Source organism: Neisseria montereyensis, assembly GCF_024834045.1.
Classification (GTDB): Bacteria; Pseudomonadota; Gammaproteobacteria; order Burkholderiales; family Neisseriaceae; genus Neisseria; species Neisseria montereyensis.
The window spans coordinates 94,522-113,505 of the sequence record NZ_JANUXW010000002.1; the positions used below are offsets into that span (position 1 = coordinate 94,522).

Annotated in this window: 15 protein-coding genes; 7 read left to right on the top strand and 8 right to left on the bottom strand. The window is 46.0% G+C overall.

Annotated elements, in window-relative coordinates; all coding sequences use genetic code 11:
• Positions 1–8: 8 nt before the first annotated feature.
• The gene (locus tag NXS09_RS02800; RefSeq protein ID WP_259291036.1) at positions 9–1,274 is read right to left on the bottom strand and encodes an efflux RND transporter periplasmic adaptor subunit; all 1,266 of its coding nucleotides are present in this window, start codon (positions 1,272–1,274) and stop codon (positions 9–11) included.
• A 167-nt stretch (positions 1,275–1,441) separates the two neighbouring features.
• Between NXS09_RS02800 and NXS09_RS02805 the strand changes: the two genes are divergently transcribed.
• The 3 genes from NXS09_RS02805 to NXS09_RS02815 all read left to right on the top strand — a co-directional run bounded on the left by NXS09_RS02805 (position 1,442) and on the right by NXS09_RS02815 (position 4,935).
• The gene (locus NXS09_RS02805; RefSeq protein WP_259291037.1) at positions 1,442–2,098 is read left to right on the top strand and encodes a TetR family transcriptional regulator; all 657 of its coding nucleotides are present in this window, start codon (positions 1,442–1,444) and stop codon (positions 2,096–2,098) included.
• Positions 2,099–2,267: 169 nt separating this feature from the next.
• Positions 2,268–4,175, top strand: a complete 1,908-nt coding sequence (gene speA, locus NXS09_RS02810; protein WP_259291038.1) for an arginine decarboxylase — start codon at positions 2,268–2,270, stop codon at positions 4,173–4,175.
• A 70-nt stretch (positions 4,176–4,245) separates the two neighbouring features.
• Positions 4,246–4,935 (top strand): aspartate/glutamate racemase family protein, encoded by a 690-nt coding sequence (locus NXS09_RS02815; RefSeq protein ID WP_259291039.1) that lies wholly within the window; start codon positions 4,246–4,248, stop codon positions 4,933–4,935.
• 213 nt (positions 4,936–5,148) lie between these two features.
• Here NXS09_RS02815 and NXS09_RS02820 read toward each other — a convergent pair whose 3' ends face one another.
• Positions 5,149–5,886, bottom strand: coding sequence for a pirin family protein (locus NXS09_RS02820; RefSeq protein WP_259291040.1), 738 nt, complete (start codon positions 5,884–5,886; stop codon positions 5,149–5,151).
• Positions 5,887–6,211: 325 nt separating this feature from the next.
• Here NXS09_RS02820 and fghA point away from each other — a divergent pair, with 325 nt between their 5' ends.
• Both fghA and dapD read left to right on the top strand, forming a co-directional pair.
• Entirely contained in the window at positions 6,212–7,051 is an 840-nt protein-coding gene (gene fghA / locus NXS09_RS02825; RefSeq protein ID WP_259291041.1) for an S-formylglutathione hydrolase, read from the top strand.
• A 309-nt stretch (positions 7,052–7,360) separates the two neighbouring features.
• Positions 7,361–8,182, top strand: a complete 822-nt coding sequence (gene dapD / locus NXS09_RS02830; protein WP_259291042.1) for a 2,3,4,5-tetrahydropyridine-2,6-dicarboxylate N-succinyltransferase — start codon at positions 7,361–7,363, stop codon at positions 8,180–8,182.
• A 107-nt stretch (positions 8,183–8,289) separates the two neighbouring features.
• Here the strand turns inward: dapD and NXS09_RS02835 are convergent, their stop codons facing one another.
• Together NXS09_RS02835 and NXS09_RS02840 are read right to left on the bottom strand one after the other, a co-directional pair.
• On the bottom strand, positions 8,290–9,741 hold the full coding sequence (locus NXS09_RS02835) for a dihydrolipoyl dehydrogenase (protein WP_259291043.1): 1,452 nt from the start codon (positions 9,739–9,741) through the stop codon (positions 8,290–8,292).
• 309 nt (positions 9,742–10,050) lie between these two features.
• Complete coding sequence (locus NXS09_RS02840; RefSeq protein WP_259291044.1) at positions 10,051–10,782, bottom strand: glutathione peroxidase; 732 nt, start codon at positions 10,780–10,782, stop codon at positions 10,051–10,053.
• Between the two features lie 351 nt (positions 10,783–11,133).
• On the opposite strand from NXS09_RS02840, the gene NXS09_RS02845 reads away from it, so the two are divergent.
• Positions 11,134–11,670, top strand: coding sequence for a C40 family peptidase (locus NXS09_RS02845; protein ID WP_259291045.1), 537 nt, complete (start codon positions 11,134–11,136; stop codon positions 11,668–11,670).
• A gap of 75 nt (positions 11,671–11,745) precedes the next feature.
• On the opposite strand, the gene trpS is transcribed toward NXS09_RS02845, so the two are convergent.
• On the bottom strand, positions 11,746–12,756 hold the full coding sequence (gene trpS / locus NXS09_RS02850; protein ID WP_259291046.1) for a tryptophan--tRNA ligase: 1,011 nt from the start codon (positions 12,754–12,756) through the stop codon (positions 11,746–11,748).
• Positions 12,757–13,072: 316 nt separating this feature from the next.
• On the opposite strand from trpS, the gene clpB reads away from it, so the two are divergent.
• Positions 13,073–15,643 (top strand): ATP-dependent chaperone ClpB, encoded by a 2,571-nt coding sequence (gene clpB, locus NXS09_RS02855; protein WP_259291047.1) that lies wholly within the window; start codon positions 13,073–13,075, stop codon positions 15,641–15,643.
• Positions 15,644–15,706: 63 nt separating this feature from the next.
• Here clpB and NXS09_RS02860 read toward each other — a convergent pair whose 3' ends face one another.
• From NXS09_RS02860 to NXS09_RS10845, 3 genes are all read right to left on the bottom strand, one after another.
• Positions 15,707–16,351, bottom strand: coding sequence for an esterase/lipase family protein (locus NXS09_RS02860; protein ID WP_259291048.1), 645 nt, complete (start codon positions 16,349–16,351; stop codon positions 15,707–15,709).
• A gap of 142 nt (positions 16,352–16,493) precedes the next feature.
• Positions 16,494–17,276, bottom strand: a complete 783-nt coding sequence (locus NXS09_RS02865; protein WP_259291049.1) for a DUF3726 domain-containing protein — start codon at positions 17,274–17,276, stop codon at positions 16,494–16,496.
• Complete coding sequence (locus NXS09_RS10845; protein ID WP_259291050.1) at positions 17,273–18,973, bottom strand: hypothetical protein; 1,701 nt, start codon at positions 18,971–18,973, stop codon at positions 17,273–17,275. Before NXS09_RS10845 ends, NXS09_RS02865 begins: the two co-directional genes overlap by 4 nt.
• Between the last annotated feature and the right edge of the window lie 11 nt (positions 18,974–18,984).

The following is an 18,984-nucleotide window of genomic DNA, read 5'->3' on the forward strand; positions in this document are numbered from 1 at the left end:
ACTGCTCCTTATTGTGCGGCTGAAGCTGCTTGATCGGCAGAAGTGGTTTCGGCATCTGAGGCCGTATTGCTTACATCGGCAGGGGCCGAAGCTGTACTATTGGGAGCAGTCCATTCTTTCGGCGTTACTTTTTTCGCACCCGACATACCGACAATCGATAAACCGTTCACAACCACTTTATCACCGGCTTGGAGGCCGTCTGAAATAATCCAGTTATTGCCTTGTTGCTGTATGACATTAACTTGGCGTGGTTCCAAAGTATTTTCTGCCGTCACAATCATAACGGTATTGGATTCGCCACGGGTGACTGCCTGTTGCGGTACGGCAAACGCGTTGGGAATATCTGCTTGAGGCAGAACAACGCGCACATATAAACCGGGCAATAAGATATTGTCCGGATTCGGTACTTCTGCGCGTAAAGTCACTTGGCCTGTTGTTTGGTCGACAGTCGGGTCGGCAAACAGCAGGCGGCCTTTTCTCGGATAAATCGTGCCATTTTCTAATTTAATATCGATTTCGATACCGCCGTTGACTGCTTGCATTTTGCCATCGGCAATATCTTGGCGCAGCTGCATGACTTCGGCTGCCGATTGGGTCACATTGACATACATCGGGTCGGTTTGTTGAATGGTCGCTAATTTGGAAGGGCCGCCGGGGCTGACCAATGTACCTTCCGAAACAAACGATTGGCCGATGTAGCCGGAAATCGGTGCGGTAATACGGGAATAGTTCACATTGATTTGCGCCGCATTAATACCGGCACGCGCCGCTTTAACACTGGCATCGGCCGAACGCTTGGCTGCAACGGCGGCATCATATTCCTGTTTGCTGATGGCATCGGCTTCAACCAATGGTTTGTAACGCGATAAATCGGCATTGGCTTTGGCCAGTTCCGATTGCGCCGAAGCCAATTGGGCGCGTGCGTTTTCTAATGCCGTGGTGTAGACGGCATCATCAATTTGATAAAGGGGTTGTCCGGCACGGACATAACTGCCTTCTTGAAACAGGCGTTTTTTTATAATACCGCCGACTTGCGGCAAAATATCGGCGATACGGCGCGATTCCAAACGACCGGGAAGTTCGGTGCTCAGCGTGATATTTTGCGGTTGCACGGTAACGACACCGACAACGGGCGCCGGTGCTTCTTGTTCCGTACCTTGTTCGGCAGATGCATCGTCTCCTCCTTGACTACAGGCAGATAAAGCGAGCATCGTGGCAGCTGCCAGAGCCGCCAGTTTCAGTGTGTTTGTTGTGTTGGGTATAAAGTATGACATTGTTTTATTTTCTTTCTTGAAATCTTTATTGAAAACCTTTTATTTAAACCTTAACGGAAAATAGCCTGAGAAATTTTTTTGCAATTATACATACACTGTTGCATGTTTAAAAGTTGTTTCTTATAATGAGCTAAATTTTTTACGAAAAATAACTCAATAAAGTTACTATGAGACGAACCAAAGCAGAAGCACTTGAAACACGCCAAAATTTATTGATGGCAGCATTGGAAACCTTTTATCATAAAGGTACATCTCGCGCATCATTAAATGAAATCGCCCGTGCGGCAGGTGTCACGCGCGGTGCATTATATTGGCATTTTAAAAACAAAGAAGATTTATTTGATGCCCTGTTCGGGCAGCTATGGGAAGATGCCGAAAACCAGCTGAGAAACGATTTGGCAGACGGTGCCGCCGATATGCTTGAAAGCCTTTATAACAGCTTGTTGGCCATGTTTGACCGCTTAGCCAATGATCCGCTTTATTACAAGTTTTATAGTGTTTTATTTTTAAAATGTGAATATGTTACCGAAAATCAGGCGATAGTTGATGTTATCGTTAAATATGAAAAGATGTGGTATGAGTTGCTGACAGCAGTGTTTCAACAATGTGTGAAACAGAAATCTTTGCCGGAGAATTTGGATATTGATGCTGCTGTTTTTTATTTTCAATCCGCTATAACCGGATCGATTTATCAAAATTTGGTGAACCCTGTGCGGGCGGATATAAAAAGAGATATGCTGCTGGTTTTTGTGAAAAGCATTATTGGTGGTCTTCAATATTGCCCGACATTACGCAGCCCTGAAGATAATCCTGTATCTGAGTAACCAATTAATTATCTATGCTGATAGGCCGTCTGAAATGTTTTCAGACGGCCTAAGTTATTCATAGGTGGTCGGTGCATAATATCGGGTATGTTATGATTTAGGTAGTTTCAGTGTTGTGATCCATAATGGATTAGACACTTCTTTTTATTTTATAGATAAGGATAAAGCAATGACTTGGTCGGTAGCAGACAGCATTTCTCTTTACGGTATCCGCCATTGGGGCGATCGTTATTTTTCCGTAGGGGAAAACGGCCGTGTTATGGTGCGACCCAATGACAATAGCCCGGTGGAAGTGGATTTATATGATTTGGTATCGCAACTGAACGAACGCGGGCAGGATTTGCCGATGCTGTTTCGCTTCCCAGATATCTTGCAAGACCGTGTGGCGCGTTTGTGTGCGGCGTTTAACCGCTCTATCCGTAAAAACGAATATCAGGGGCGTTATACGGCGATTTATCCGATTAAGGTGAACCAACAGGAATCGGTGGTTAAAAATATTATCGTGCCGAAAAACGAACAGGTATCTATTGGCTTAGAAGCCGGTTCCAAGCCCGAACTGATGATTGTGCTGGCGTTTGCACCTAAAAACGGCACGATTGTGTGCAACGGCTATAAAGACCGCGACTTTATCCGTTTGGCGCTGATTGGCCAGCGACTCGGCCATCAGGTGTTTATCGTGATTGAAAAAGAATCCGAAGTGGATTTGGTGATTGAAGAATCGCGCAATCTCGGTATCCGTGCCAATATCGGCCTGCGTGTGCGGTTGTCGTCGCTGTCTTCGAGTAAGTGGGCGGATACCGGCGGTGAGAAAGGCAAATTCGGTTTATCGGCCGCACAATTGATTTCGGCAGTTGAAAAACTGACCGCTGCCGGTTTGGGCGATACGGTTAAATTAATGCATTTCCATATGGGTTCGCAAATTTCCAATATTGCCGACTACCGTATAGGCTTTAAAGAAGCCGTGCGTTATTTTGCCGAGTTGCGCAGCTTAGGGCTGCCGATTGAATATGTGGACGTGGGCGGCGGTTTGGGCGTTGATTACGACGGTACCCACTCGCGCAATGCCAGCTCGATTAATTATGATATAGGCGAATATTCGCATGTGATTGTGTCGATGTTGGCCGAATATTGTAATACCCACAATGTGCCGCATCCGCATATCTTTTCGGAATCGGGCCGCGCTATGACGGCACACCATGCGGTTTTGGTGATGAATGTGACCGATGTGGAAACCCTGCCCGAACAGATTCCCGATATTGCCGACCCTGAAACGCTTTCGTTTGCTACGCAAAAGCTGATTGCCTATTTGGATATTAACGACAGCGAAATGGTTACCGAAACCTATTACCGTATCGGCCATTACCTCACCGAAGTAACCGAGCTTTATCTGGAAGGCAAAGTGCCGTTAAAAGAAAAAGCACTGGCCGAACAGCTTCATGCGGTATTGTGCCGCCGTCTGAAAACGCAATTGCAGGCGGGTAGGCGTTCGCAGCGTCAGGTTTATGATGATTTAAACGACAAACTGGCCGACAAATATTTCTGCAATTTTTCCGTGTTCCAAAGCTTGCCGGATACATGGGCGATCGGGCAGGTATTGCCGATTATGCCGCTACACCGTTTGGACGAACGCCCGACCCGCCGTGCGGTTTTGCAAGACTTGACCTGTGATTCCGACGGCAAAATCAGCCAATATGTTGACCAGCAGAGTATAGAATCCAGCATGCGCGTGCATGCCTTGAACTCCGGCGAACCGTATATGCTCGGTGTGTTTATGGTGGGGGCTTATCAGGAAATTCTCGGCGATATGCATAATCTGTTCGGCGATACCGATTCGGTGAACGTTTATGTGCGCGACAACGGCAATATCGAATTCGGCGGTATGGAAGAACACGATACCATTGAAGATATGCTGCATTATGTGCACCTTTCTACCAACGAAGTGATTAACCGTTTTGAAGAAAAAACCCGCTGGGCACAATTGAAAGCGACCGAGCGCAAACTTTATACCGCCGAATTTCTACATGCGTTGAAACAAAGCAGCTATTTGAGCACCGAAGCGGAAGACGAGCAGGAATAACCGTTTCAGACGGCCAAAAGTTTTTATGGCTTGTGACGCCGCTTTTTTTATCTTTATAAAAGGGAACTATATGAAAACCTTAGGCATGATTGGCGGCATGAGCCCTGAGAGCACCGTTTCTTATTACCACATTATCAACCGCGAAGTGAACCGCCGTTTGGGTGGCAATCATAGTGCCGAAATATTGCTATACAGCATTGATTTTGAAACCATTGCCGCCATGCAACGGGCAGAGGATTGGCGGCAGGCGGGCGAAGTGTTGGCCGCTGCCGCAGTTAAGTTGGCTGCAATGGGGGCGCAAGCTGTGGTATTGGCAACCAATACCATGCACAAAGTCGCTTCTGCTATTGAGCAGGCGGTGGATATTCCTTTGATTCATGTGGTTGATGTGACCGCCGAAGCAGTTAAACGGCAGGGTTTGAATAAGGTCGGCCTGTTGGGAACGCGTTTTACAATGAACGATGATTTTTATATTGAACGTGCTAAGGCATCGGGCATAGAAACCATAGTGCCTTCCGAACCGGATCAAGAAGAAATCCATCGGATTATTTTTGAAGAATTGTGCCTGAACCGTTTTACCGATTCTGCCAAAGCTTATTATCTCGGCGTGATGGAATGGCTGGCGGAGCAGGGGGCGCAAGGTATTATATTCGGTTGTACGGAAATCGGGTTGCTGTTGTCACCGCAGGAATGCCCGTTGCCGGTTTTCGACAGTGCTCAGATTCATGCTTTGGCAGCGGTGGAATTTGTTTTGTCGTAAAACAAGGTTTTAGGCCGTCTGAAAGATTTAAAGCGATATCGGATAATACTGCTTTCGGTTGTGGTGATGGATTTTGCAGATAAAAAGATGCCCCGTTGTCATTTATCCGCCAGGCGGGTAAATGTATACGGGGCAAAGTTCTTACTTTCGGGCTTGTGGTACTACTTAAACTTTAAAACTTCAAAAAAACTAAACTAAAAATCTTTCTTTTTCTTAATGGCGTTGGTTGATATTGGCTTCGATATCCATCGGCACATCCATCAACAGGATTTCGGCATCGCCTAGGGCTTCTACATCGAACCCGTCGGTTTCCCATAAACCCAAACCGTCGCGTTCGTTGAGTTCAATCCCGCCGACTTTGGCTTTGCCTTTGATTACAAACGCATAAACACCGTTACCTGCACGTTTGACGTTGTAATGTTTTTTATTGCCGTCTGAAAACTTAGCCAGCGAGAACCATGCGTTTTGGTGAATCCAAACACCGTCGTCATCCATATTCGGGGATACGATTTGTTGGAAATCGTTGGGCTTGGCTTCCGTTGCAATATTCACTTGCTGATAGCGCGGTTTCACACGGTTTTTGCGTGGCAATACCCAAATTTGTAAAAATTTTACGGCTTGGTCGTGGTTTGCGTTCATTTCGCTATGAACAACGCCTGTTCCGGCAGACATCGCCTGCACATCGCCGTTTCTAATAATGCTGCCGTTGCCCATGCTGTCTTTGTGGGCCAAGTCGCCGCTTAGGGGTACGGAAATAATTTCCATATCGCGATGGGGGTGGGTACCGAAACCCATACCGGCTTCTACAAAGTCGTCATTGATAACGCGCAGCACACCGAAACCCATACGCTCGGGGTTATAATAATTAGCAAAGCTGAAAGTATGTGCGCTTTTTAACCAGCCATGGTTAGCAAAACCGCGTGAACCTGCTGCGTGGTAAACTGTTTGCATGATGATGTTCCTTATTTTGTTATTAGGACTTGTTGGCTTCTCAAGCGATGGGTGAATTATACGAGTGCCCGAAGCGGTGAAAAAGCAGCCAATACGAAAAGAACTGTTTACTATATGGATACAATAATATTTTTATAACCTTGATTGTTTACTCTAAAGAATGTCAAAAAATATAAAATATTCAAAAGAATGATGGCCTTTGAGCGGTTTTTAATTTATAAAACAGATGAAAAAAAATAATCGGTAGCACGTTATGTTTGCTTGTTAAGATACAAAAAGGCAGCTGTTCCACGTTATATTTTTATCAAGAATATTGAGGATAAGTATGAGCGAATTAACTTTAATAGAGCGTCACAAAATGTTTAACGGCCATCAAGAGCGTTATCGGCATGCTTCCAAAACCAATAATTGCGAAATGACCTTCAGCATTTATTTGCCGCCGATGGCTTTGCAAGGCTATAAAGTGCCGGTTTTGTATTGGCTTTCCGGTATTACCGCAACCGATGAAAACTTTACTTTGAAAGCCGGGGCGCAACGTTTTGCCGCACAATGGGGCATGGCATTGGTGATGGCGGATACTTCGCCGCGTGGCGAAGGGGTGGCCGACCGTGATGAGCTGGGCGTGGGATTGGGTGCCGGCTTTTATGTGAATGCCACCGAAATGCCGTGGGCGAAGCATTATCAGATGTATGATTATATTGTGCACGAATTGCCTGAATTGGTGGAAAGCCATTTTCCGGTAACAGATAAGCGCAGTATTGCCGGCCATAGCATGGGCGGGCATGGTGCGTTAATGATCGCCTTGAAAAATCCGGGCCGTTATGCTTCCGTTTCTGCTTTTGCCCCGATAGCGAATCCTTCGGAAACACCGTTATGGCAAAAAGCATTAACCGCTTATTTGGGTGAAGATCGCAGTGCTTGGTTGCCATACGACAGCACCGAGTTGGTTAAAAATGCTACGCAGACCTTGCCGATATGGGTGGATCAGGGCGATAGCGATGAATATTATCAAGAATTGCGGCCGGAAGCGTTTATCAATGCCGCCCGTGGCAAAGGTTTCAATGTGCAATTCAGTATGCGCAAAGGCTATGATCATAGTTACTTTTTCGTCGGCAGCTTTATTGATGCGCATATTGAGTTTCACGCCGATGCTTTAGGCTTATAAAATCAAAGCCGTGTAACGGTTTGAAGCGGCAATCAAGTCATTGCCATAGGCCGTCTGAAAATGTTTTCAGACGGCCTGATATCAGGGAATCATGGCTATCGGCGTATTTTCAGTTAAAATAGCACGAAATCGTTTTAAAGCCGAGGTTTATGTTTTTAGCATAAAGTGTTATTTTTATCTATATATGCCAGCCTTTTGCCGTTTTTAACTGATTTAAAAAGAATCCCGTTTGAATAGGCCGTCTGAAAGCATAATAGGGTTTCAGACGGCCTACGCCCGATTAATTAGAGCCTTTTTAGGAAAGAAAACATGTCATTACAAAATATTATCGAAACAGCGTTTGAAAACCGTGCGGAAATCAGCCCGGCAACGGTAACGCCCGAAGTAAAAGAAGCGGTAGAGGAAACCCTGCGTCAGTTGGATTCGGGCGCATTGCGCGTTGCCGAACGCCTAGGTGTCGGTCAATGGCAAGTCAACGAATGGGCGAAAAAAGCCGTATTGTTGTCATTCCGTATTCAAGACAACGGTGTATCGGACGACGGTGTGAATAAATATTTCGATAAAGTGCCGACCAAATTCGCCGATTGGGACGAACAAACCTTTAAATCTGCCGGTTTCCGCGCCGTTCCCGGTGCCGTTGCCCGCCGTGGTAGCTTCGTCGCGAAAAATGTGGTGCTGATGCCGTCTTATGTGAATATCGGTGCTTATGTGGATGAAGGTGCGATGGTGGATACTTGGGCAACCGTCGGCTCTTGTGCGCAAATCGGTAAAAACGTTCATTTGAGCGGTGGTGTGGGTATTGGCGGGGTGTTGGAACCGTTGCAAGCCAACCCGACCATTATTGAAGACAACTGCTTTATCGGCGCCCGCTCTGAAATCGTGGAAGGGGTGATTGTCGAAGAGGGCAGTGTGATTTCTATGGGGGTGTATATCGGCCAATCAACCAAAATCTACGACCGTGAAACCGGCGAAATCCATTATGGCCGCGTACCTGCCGGTTCGGTGGTGGTATCGGGCAACCTGCCGTCTGCCGATGGTAAATACAGCCTGTATTGCGCGGTGATTGTGAAAAAAGTAGATGCGCAAACCCGCTCGAAAACCAGCGTGAACGATTTATTACGCGGGGTTTAAACTTTTGTTTAAACAGTCATCGAGGCCGTCTGAATCATATTAAACCGTAATAAAAAACAAAGCCGTCTGAAAAGTTTCAGACGGCTTTGATCATTATAGATTATGTTTTATACACCCGGGCATTCGGAACATTCGTCGCTTTGTAGGCCGAGTCTGAGCTGTTTGTTGACATCACGCAATGCGGTGCGTAAACCTTCTTCGATAACGGGATGGTAGAACGGCATATCCAGCATTTGCGGAATGGTCATTTTTTGTTGGTGTGCCCATGCTAACAAGTGTGCCAAGTGTTCGACAGCCGGGCCGACCATTTCCGCACCGACAAACAAACCGGTACCTTGTTCGGCATAAATGCGCATGTGGCCTTTATTGACCAACATCACACGGCTACGCCCCTGATTTCTGAAGGAAACTTCGCCGATAACCAAGCATTCGGGATTTTTAAAGCGCTCCATAACCTGATTATATTTTAAGCCGACAAAGGCGATTTGCGGATTGGTAAAGACCACACCCATCGGGCTGCGGCGCAAACCGTTTTCAATATTGGGGTAAAGGCCGGCATTATCACCGGCAATTTTGCCCTGATCACTGGCTTCATGTAGCAGCGGTATTTGGTTGGATGCGTCGCCGGCAATAAAAATATGGGGAATGCTGGTTTGCATGGTCAGCGGATGGGCTTTCGGTACGCCTTTGTTATCTAATTCGATATCAAGGTTTTCCAAGCCGAGTTTATCTACATTCGGATGGCGGCCGATGGCGGCCAATAGATAATCGGCAACGTATACACCGCGCGATCCGTCTTTACTATTCCAGTTTACTTCTACTTTACCTTGTTCGTTGAGTGTGATTTCGGTGCTGCAATCTAAGTGCAACGGTATTTCTTCGCTGAAAATGCGGGTGGCTTCTTCTGAAACGACAGGATCATTAATGGCGGCAATTCTATGGCCGGCAGCGAAGATTTCTACGTTCACGCCCAAGCGGTGTAAAGCCTGGCCTAATTCCAAACCGATGACACCGGGGCCGAAAACGGCAACGCTTTCCGGCAGGGTGTCCCATGAGAAAACATCATCGTTAACAATGAGTTTGTCGCCCAGCTCGGTTCGCCAGCCGGGTAATACAACAGGATGTGAACCGGTAGCAATCACAATGCGGTCTGCTTTGATGAGGGTGTGATCGTCAACTTGGATGGTGTGTTCGTCGACAAATTTAGCCGAGCCCATAATGCGTTTTTCTTCAGGCCATGCTTCTACATCTTCCAAAACAAAACCGACAAAACGGTCGCGTTCGGATTTTACCCGATTCATGACTTCTTCACCGTTCACATTTACGCTGTCTTTATCCAAATGGATGCCGAACGGATCGGTGTGCAAAGCGTGATGGCGTGCTTCTGCGGCGGCAATCAGCAGTTTGGACGGCATACAGCCGACGCGGGCACAAGTTGTACCGAATACGTTGTTTTCAATCAGATAAACATTATCTGTATGTTTCAGTGCGCTACGGAATGCGCCCATGCCGGCAGTTCCGCCGCCGATAACGACAACGTCAGCTTGAATTTGTTTCATATTATTTCCTTTTATGTGGGAAAGCCGTTTGCGGCTGCTATTTTTTAAATCTTGATACTGAAAAGAGGGTTAAACCAATTCAATCTTATGAAAACAGAATAATTTTAAAGGGGATACGGCTTTCATAAGATAACTGTTTATGGGTATGGATAGTTTTCTGAAATCAGCATTTTTAAATAGTAAATAATCCAAACGTGCCATTATGAAATGAAATCATAACGACACGCTTGAATAAAGAAGCAGTGTTGTCTATCAGCATTGCTTCAATTATCAGGCTGGCTGGCCAACCTGATTAGATATAAAAGCGGATTAGGCTAAGTAAGCTTCTAAATCTTCGCTGCCGCCGATATATTTACCACCGATAAATACTTGCGGTGCAGATGTTTTACCGGTAATTGCGCGTACGGATACGATGCTGGCATCTTTACCCAATACAATTTCTTCGTAAGCCAAGCCTTTGCTTTCCAACAATTTTTTGGCTTTGCTGCAGAATGGGCAGCCGGGTTTGGTAAAGATGGCAACAGATTCTTGAGCTTTCCAGTTCGGAGCAAGATATTTCAGCATGGTGTCGGCATCGGAAACTTCAAAGGGGTCGCCTTCTTTTTCCGGCTCGATAAACATTTTTTCGATGGTGCCGTCGTTCACCACCATAGAATAACGCCAAGAACGTTGGCCGAAACCTAAATCGTCTTTTTCAACCAACATGCCCATGCCTTTGGTGAATTCGCCGTTACCATCCGGAACCATAATAATGTTTTCAGATTCTTCTTCTGCGGCCCATGCATTCATTACGAAAGTATCGTTTACAGACACGCACAAAATGCTGTCGATACCGTTTTGTTTGAATGCTTTAGCCAATTCGTTATAGCGTGGCAAGTGAGATGAGGAGCAGGTCGGTGTGAAAGCGCCGGGCAAAGAGAATACGATAACTTTTTTACCTTTGAACAAGTCATCAGTAGATACATCTTTCCAAGAATCGCCTACGCGAGTGTGGAATACGACATTGGGGACTTTTTGTCCGGTGCGGTCTTCAAAAGCCATTTTGATACTCCTTTTAGTATATTAAACAAACGGTATAAAAAGATAGATAAGGAATGATTAGAAATCAGTGCTGTTATTCTAGCCCGAAATCTAAATTTGCATAATTTATAGTTCTAATAGTATTAATAATAGAAATTTATATAAACAAAAATTCTTTCTAAATTCTTTATCGTTATAAATATAAGGCTGATAGCTCATAAAGCCAGTTTGATTTACATGAATTTACGGCGCTTAATCAGAATGAGTCAGGCTTTATTGGTCAAGCATATTTTGATAAAGGCGTCTTTGCAACTGTCGGGTGATTGCTTAAAATAAAACCATCTTATGCCCATTATGATGTAGGTGACGATGATGAATACATCAAAAAAAATACTGTTATTATGCGTGCCTTTTTTACTGGCCGCTTGCGGTAGTACGCCCAAGCATAGGGCGGAAGTGAGCAGTAAACCCAAGCAGGTGGCGCGTTCTTCTGCTTCGCAAGTGCATATTACCCATATTGACCGCGATCAGGCGGCACAAGAATTGATGTTGCACGGAATGAGCTTGATTGGCACGCCGTATCGTTATGGCGGCTCGGATACTGCGACAGGTTTTGATTGCAGCGGCATGATTCAATTTGTTTATCAAAACGCATTGGGTGTGTCGCTGCCGCGTACGGCGCGTGATATGGCGGCGGCTTCGCGCCGGATTGACCCGAGCCGTCTGAAAACGGGTGATTTGGTATTTTTTAATACCGGCGGTTCGAGTAAGTATTCGCATGTGGGGTTGTATATCGGCAATGGCGAATTTATTCATGCGCCTTCAAGCAAAGGGGTGATTCGCACGGAAAAAATGTCTAATCCCTATTTTGCGAAAAGGTTTGTCGGGGCGCATACGTTTTTTAATTAATATTATCCGTGATATAAAATAACAGGCCGTCTGAATAATGATTTCAGACGGCCTGTTATTTTATGGCGATGGCCTTTATTTCAATGCACGAATCCCGACGGCATCACGCGCTTGGTCGAGCAATATACGCGCTTCTTTGCGGGCTTTTTGTGCGCCTGCTTGTAAAACCGCTTCGATTTTTTCAGGGTGTGCGTTTAATTCGGCATAGCGTTCGCGCGGTTCGGCTAATTCGGCATTGATTTTTGCGGCCAGTAATTTTTTGGCTTCGCCCCAAGCCAAGCCGTCTGCCAGCATTTGCGTGAATTCGGCGGTTTCAGACGGCGTGGCAAAGGCTTTGTAAATTTCAAACAAGGGGCTTTCGTCCGGTTGTTTCGGTTCGCCCGGCTCTTTGAGGTTGGTGATGATTTTGTTCACGGCTTTTTGGGTTTTTTTGTCCGTATCAAACAGCGGAATGGTGTTGCCGTAACTTTTCGACATTTTTCTGCCGTCCAAGCCGACCAATAATTCTACATTGTCATCAATTTTCACTTCGGGCAGGGTAAAGATTTCTTTAAAGCGGTGATTGAAGCGGCCGGCAATATCGCGCGCCATCTCAACGTGTTGGATTTGGTCGCGGCCTACGGGCACTTCTTGGGCTTTAAACATCAAAATATCGGCTGTCATCAAAATCGGATAGCTGTATAAGCCCATTTCGATTTGGTGGTCTTGGTCTTCCTGGCCTTTATCGAGATTATCTTGCACGGCTGCTTTATAGGCATGGGCACGGTTCATCAGCCCTTTGGCGGTGATACAGGTCAGAATCCAGTTTAATTCCATAATTTCGGGAATATCGCTTTGGCGGTAAAACGTGGTTTTTTCAGGGTCTAAACCGCAGGCCAGCCAGGTGGCGGCGATGGCGCGGGTGGATTCGTGGATAATTTCGGGATCGTGGCATTTGATAATGCCGTGATAATCGGCCAAAAACAAAAATGATTCGGTATCGGGTAAGTGAGAAGCGGTAATGGCGGGGCGGATGGCGCCGACATAATTGCCCAAATGCGGAATGCCGGTAGTGGTGACGCCGGTTAAAACACGTTTTTTATTCATATCACTGCTTTCTGTATGCGGTATAGAGGTTTCAGACGGCCGTCTGAAAACGGGTAATATTGATTAAGAAGCGGATGATTATACATCAAACACGTTGCCGATTCTGGCTTTCAGACGACCTAATCATAATGTTATCCGATATGGCCGATTTTGCTTTTAAAACTTATCCACAATTAGGTTTTATTTTAATTCAATCGGTTATATTATATTTTAATAAAATATCGGCTTTCTATATTGACTTACCCACAGGCAGACCCATATGGCTGTTATCTGAAGGAAACAATAAAACTTCCCATTATATTAAGAAAGCATAAATATGAGATTTGACAAACTGACAGCAAAATTCCAACAAGCATTGGCCGATGCCCAAAGTTTGGCTTTGGCTGCCGACAACGGCTATCTTGAAGCCGGTCATGTTTTAAAAGCATTGCTCGATAACGACGGCGGTACGGCTGCCATGCTTGCCCATGCCGGTATTAATGTACCGCAAGTAAAACAACAGCTGGATCAATCGCTCAACAGCCTGCCGAAAGTATCCGGCAACGGAGGCGAAATCCTGCCCAGTCGCGAATTACAGGCCGTGTTGAACCTGATGGATAAAGCTGCTACCAAACGCGGCGATGCCTATATTGCCAGCGAACTGTTTCCGCTGGCGTTGGTACAGCAAAATGATGCAACCGGAAAAATTCTGAAAAACGCCGGTGCAACCGAACAAAATATCAACGCCGCCATTGACGCGGTGCGCGGTGGTGCGGCGGTAGACAGCCAAAATGCCGAAGACCAACGCGATGCCTTGAAAAAATATACATTGGATTTAACCCAACGTGCCCGTGAAGGCAAACTGGATCCGGTTATCGGCCGCGATGATGAAATCCGCCGTGCCATTCAGGTATTGCAACGCCGTACCAAAAACAATCCGGTGTTAATCGGTGAGCCCGGTGTCGGTAAAACCGCTATTGTAGAAGGCTTGGCACAACGTATCGTAGATGGTGAAGTGCCTGATTCGCTGCGCAACAAACGCCTGCTGGTGTTGGATTTGGCCGCGTTGATTGCCGGTGCCAAATACCGTGGCGAATTTGAAGAACGCTTGAAAGGTGTTTTGAACGATTTGGCCAAAGACGACGGCAATACCCTGATTTTTATTGATGAAATCCATACCTTGGTTGGCGCGGGTAAAACTGACGGTGCGATGGATGCGGGCAATATGCTCAAACCCGCATTGGCACGCGGCGAATTGCACTGCTTAGGTGCCACGACTCTAGACGAATACCGCCAATACATCGAAAAAGATGCCGCTTTGGAGCGCCGTTTCCAAAAAGTGATGGTGGGCGAGCCGAGTGTGGAAGATACCATTGCCATTTTGCGCGGTTTGCAGGAACGCTATGAAATCCATCACGGTATCGACATTACCGACCCGGCGATTGTGGCGGCTGCCGAATTGAGCAACCGTTATATTACCGACCGCTTTTTACCCGATAAAGCCATCGATTTGATTGACGAAGCCGCCAGCCGTATCAAAATGGAGCTCGACAGCAAACCGGAAAAAATGGACAAACTCGACCGCCGCATTATCCAACTCAAAATGGAAAGAATGCACGTTGAGAAAGAAAGCGACGATGCCAGCAAAAAACGCTTGGAATTAATCGACGAAGAAATTACCGAGTTGGAAAAAGAATATGCCGATTTGGACGAAATCTGGAAAGCCGAAAAAGCCGCATCTGCCGGCACGGCCGATATTAAAAAACAAATCGACGATGTGAAAGTTAAAATCGAGCAGGCCAAACGGCAGGGTGATTTTGCCCGTGCTTCCGAGTTGGAATATGGCGAATTGCCGAAGCTGACCCAACAGTTGGCATCGGTGGAAAACAACCCCGAAGTGCAACAGGTTAATAAATTGTTCCGTACCAAAGTAGGCGCAGACGAAGTAGCGGAAATCGTTTCCCGCATGACCGGTATTCCGGTGAGCAAAATGATGGAAGGCGAACGGGAAAAACTGCTGAAAATGGAAGAGGTGCTGCATAACCGCGTAGTCGGACAAGACGAAGCGGTAGGTGCCGTTTCCAATGCCATCCGCCGTTCGCGTTCCGGTTTGGCCGACCCCAACAAACCTTACGGCAGCTTCCTGTTCTTAGGCCCGACCGGGGTGGGTAAAACCGAATTGTGTAAAGCATTGGCAAACTTCCTGTTTGACAGTGAAGACCATTTAATCCGCATTGATATGTCGGAATATATGGAAAAACATGCCGTTGCCCGATTAATCGGTGCGCCTCCGGGCTATGTCGGCTATGAAGAGGGCGGTTATCTGACCGAACAAGTCCGCCGCAAACCGTATAGCGTGATTTTGCTCGACGAGGTGGAAAAAGCGCATCCCGATGTGTTCAATATCTTATTGCAAGTATTGGATGACGGCCGCTTAACCGACGGACAAGGCCGTACGGTAGACTTTAAAAACACCGTGGTTGTGATGACATCCAATATTGGTAGCCAGCATATCCAAAGCATGGGTACGTCGGATTACGATGCGGTGAAAGAAGTGGTGATGGAAGATGTGAAAGAACACTTCCGTCCGGAAATGATTAACCGTATCGACGAAGTGGTGGTATTCCACGGTTTGGATCAGGCACATATCCGCACCATTGCCAAAATCCAACTGCAAAGCTTGGAAAAACGCTTGGCCGCACAAAGCCTACATTTGGAAGTGGAAGACAGTGCATTGGATTTGGTGGCCAAAGCCGGGTTCGACCCGATTTACGGTGCCCGTCCGCTCAAACGTGCGATTCAGTCCGACATTGAAAACCCGCTTGCGATGGCATTGTTGGAAAGCAAATATCCGCCGGAAAGCGTTATTCATGTACGCGCCCAAGGTGATGAGCTGGTTTTTGATTAATTTGGTTTTGAATCGTTAGTGATGAATAAAGGCCGTCTGAAAATTTTTCAGACGGCTTTTTATTTATTGATTATTTTGAGGACGGATAAAATGGCCGTAATGTAAAAATACCGATATTTGGTTTGCAACATCCTGATTAAATAACATACCTGTATGCGTTACCGGCAATACAATATGATCCTGCATGCCGTTGCAATATGTTTCTTCCACTGCGACCGTGCCGTCGTTACATCCGGCGATATGAAATATTTTCCCCAACCCTACGCCATGATTGCCTGCGAGGCTGCCCAATTCTATGCCTTGCGGCAAAGCGGGCAGCTTGCCGTCTAGCGCATGGCGGTAAGTTTGCCCTAAAACACGGGATAATAATGCCGAATGATATAAACGTCCGGCTACGGCACTCCCTTGATGCGGCGTGCCTATGGTCACGATTCTGCCTTTTATCAAATCAGGCCGCATCGCCGCAAGATGACGCAAAACCAAACCGCCCAAACTATGGGCGACAAAGTGTAACCTATCGATTTTGTTATCATACAACCGCTCCAGCTCATGAGCTAATGCCGCGGCATGTTCGGGTAATGTTTGCCGAGTGCTGCGATAGCCGAATAGATGCGTTGTAAATCCTTGCTGCTTCAACCGGAAAGCAAGCGGCTGCATAATCCAATTGCCGGTATAGAGGCCGTGAAGCAATAAAATAGATGTTGTCATAATGGCAGTTGTATCGGTTTGAATAATACTTCTTATATCATATTATTAATAAAAACCGATAAGCATTTCAGACTTATCGGTTTTATCGGGTAGCCGTCTTCGATGAGGTTGTCGGCAATCATCATAATATTTCTAAGATTCACTAAATACCGCCGGCACCTCTCATAGAGTTTTCACTTTCCTCTACTAAAATACGGGCAGCCGTTTGTTTGAGTTTTTCCCATTCTTTCTCATCCACTTCAATGCCGTACTGCCAAGATTTCTGATGGAGGTCGATAATATTATCTGCGCCAATGTGTTTAACGTAGCCTTGATTATGTTCTTGCAAGATAAAATTATCTGTTGAAAGTTCAATAGTCATATTTTGAGTATCATGATATTCCCTTAGGGTTTGATCAAAAAAATACACTTCGGGGTAGCTGTGGCCGAGGTTAAGGATAAAAAGGATATGTTTGGGATCGGAACCATTATTCCATCGGGCAGAACAGGCAATGCCTTTTGCTGCCAACTTAACCAGTTCCCCGTAGGCCAACCAGCGGTTATGGCAGTTGGTTAGCTTCAGGGTTAGTTTGGGGGAAGTTGCCATTTGTTCTAAAGCATAATCCAATATTGCCGGTAGATAGTAAGTAATACTATTGCCATGACAGTCAAATGCAATGGTATGGGTTGGGGCGTTGCCACTATCGTTATGCTTAATGGGTTCCGCCATATTTTCAATGGCTTCGCTATCTATGATGGATAGTGGTTGGTCTTGTTCGTTGAGAAAATAATCGCTCGCATTATTAAAATGGTGGATACCGCCGAATCCGGCCATCTGAAGCTCTGCTACGGTATTGGCAACTAGGTCGGCTTCTCCGCATTCACGGTTCATGCTTAAAAATGCTTTTTGAACCAAAGTAATAATTTCATTATGAGAAACAATCATGATGATGCTCCCTGTTTGAGTTCGGCCGTGGTGGGCAGTAATGGGAACAGCCATTCATCGGCATTGATATGGTGAAATAATGGTGCGCCTTGAAATAAGGTGACCCGTACCCATCGATCGGAACGCGGATCAAATTTGGTTGCTCCGAACATAGAAAGCTTGCAGCGTAAAAGGTGTATGGGCAGGACGTTTTTTTGCAAAACATTCATTTGGATATCACCCATGGGTTTATGTCCCATTGTCCAAACACGTCGTGCTATCGAACGGAATTTAGGATTGTTTAAGATAAAGGAAGCAATCGTTTGTTTCGGATCGTTTTGTTTGACGGCCCTATATAAGCGGTTAACTTGCCGGCCGATATCTAATGGCAGTTCTTTCTCTACCCCCGTATCTTGATTTCGTATGCCTAATCGGGGTTCCTCTTTATCTTCCGAGCGGTACCAAAACCAATAAATGTTATCAGGGTTTTCAAAGTCGGTTTGAATCGCCCATTGATAGCGTTTTTCCAATAGTGAGAGTAAATCGGCTAATGGTTTTCCTTGAGGCAGATCCATCGTGGTGTCTGCATTCATGGAGTAGGCAAATTGATCGGTTTCTTCCGGATATAATTCCATCAAACAAGAAATAATTATCTCTTGAGCTTCAAAACTTAAATGCGCGCAGCTTTGTAAAAACGCCCGCCATGTATCGTGTTCGATGGGCATATTGACTATGGTTTTCAATTCTTCGGATGCTGTCGTATTCAGTTGCTGCTGCAGTTCGTCAATGGTGACGACTTCATGTAAATGCAAAATGGCACGGGCAACAAGATTTTTAAATATGTTTAATTTTTCAGGATGGATGGGGTGTCGCAATACCGTGGCCAAAGCTTTTTCCCGCATACTCAACCATTGATCTACGATACAGGGATGGTTGATAAGGTAGGGCGCCATGCCGAGACCGGTGGCATTGCCGACACCAAGATAGCGTTGTAGTTTCGGATGCAGCGGCACGGCTCTGTTGCCGCCTCGTTGTCGTGCCAAATAATCTACCCAATCCAAGCTAAACTGCTTAAGCAGATAAACCGCACACATTTGCGCACTGAATGATTGGTTGAAGTCGGGGTTGTTTTCCAAAGATTTAAAATCTTGAATACCGAATTTACCATTACCATAAACGGCGGTTGTACGCAGAATGTAGCCTACTTGGGCAAGCACTTGAGGATCGGGTTGTTCGCCGGCTGCCAAACGCTCGATAATATGTTCAAAAACGCGAACGCTTTTATTCGCCCTAGCCAGCACAAGCACTTTATTGGGCTGCCTCCCGGCTTCTTGTAGTGGCACGCTGCTTTTTAAACGGGCGATAAATGTATCATCCACTTCACCGGAAACCAGGCAAAAAGTCACATCCCATTTTTGTGCGATAACACGGTCGTTGCGTTCTTCATCCGCAATTTCATCACAAAAGATAACCAAATGGTAAACATGGCTCGGTGTGGTGAGCTTGTAAACGGCATGGCCGTATCCTTCAGGTGAGAGTGACCATATATCTTGTTTTAGTGTCCATTTTTCATCCGTAATTTTACGAAGTAGCGTACGGGCAAAACTCAAGCGGGTTTGATGCATTGCCCCCAGTCTTTCAGGTTTCATCACATCTTCGGGCAGACGCAAGATTAAATTGCGGCCAACTTTGTTGTCGTGGTATGTGTTTGTGTTCATTGTTTAGCCCT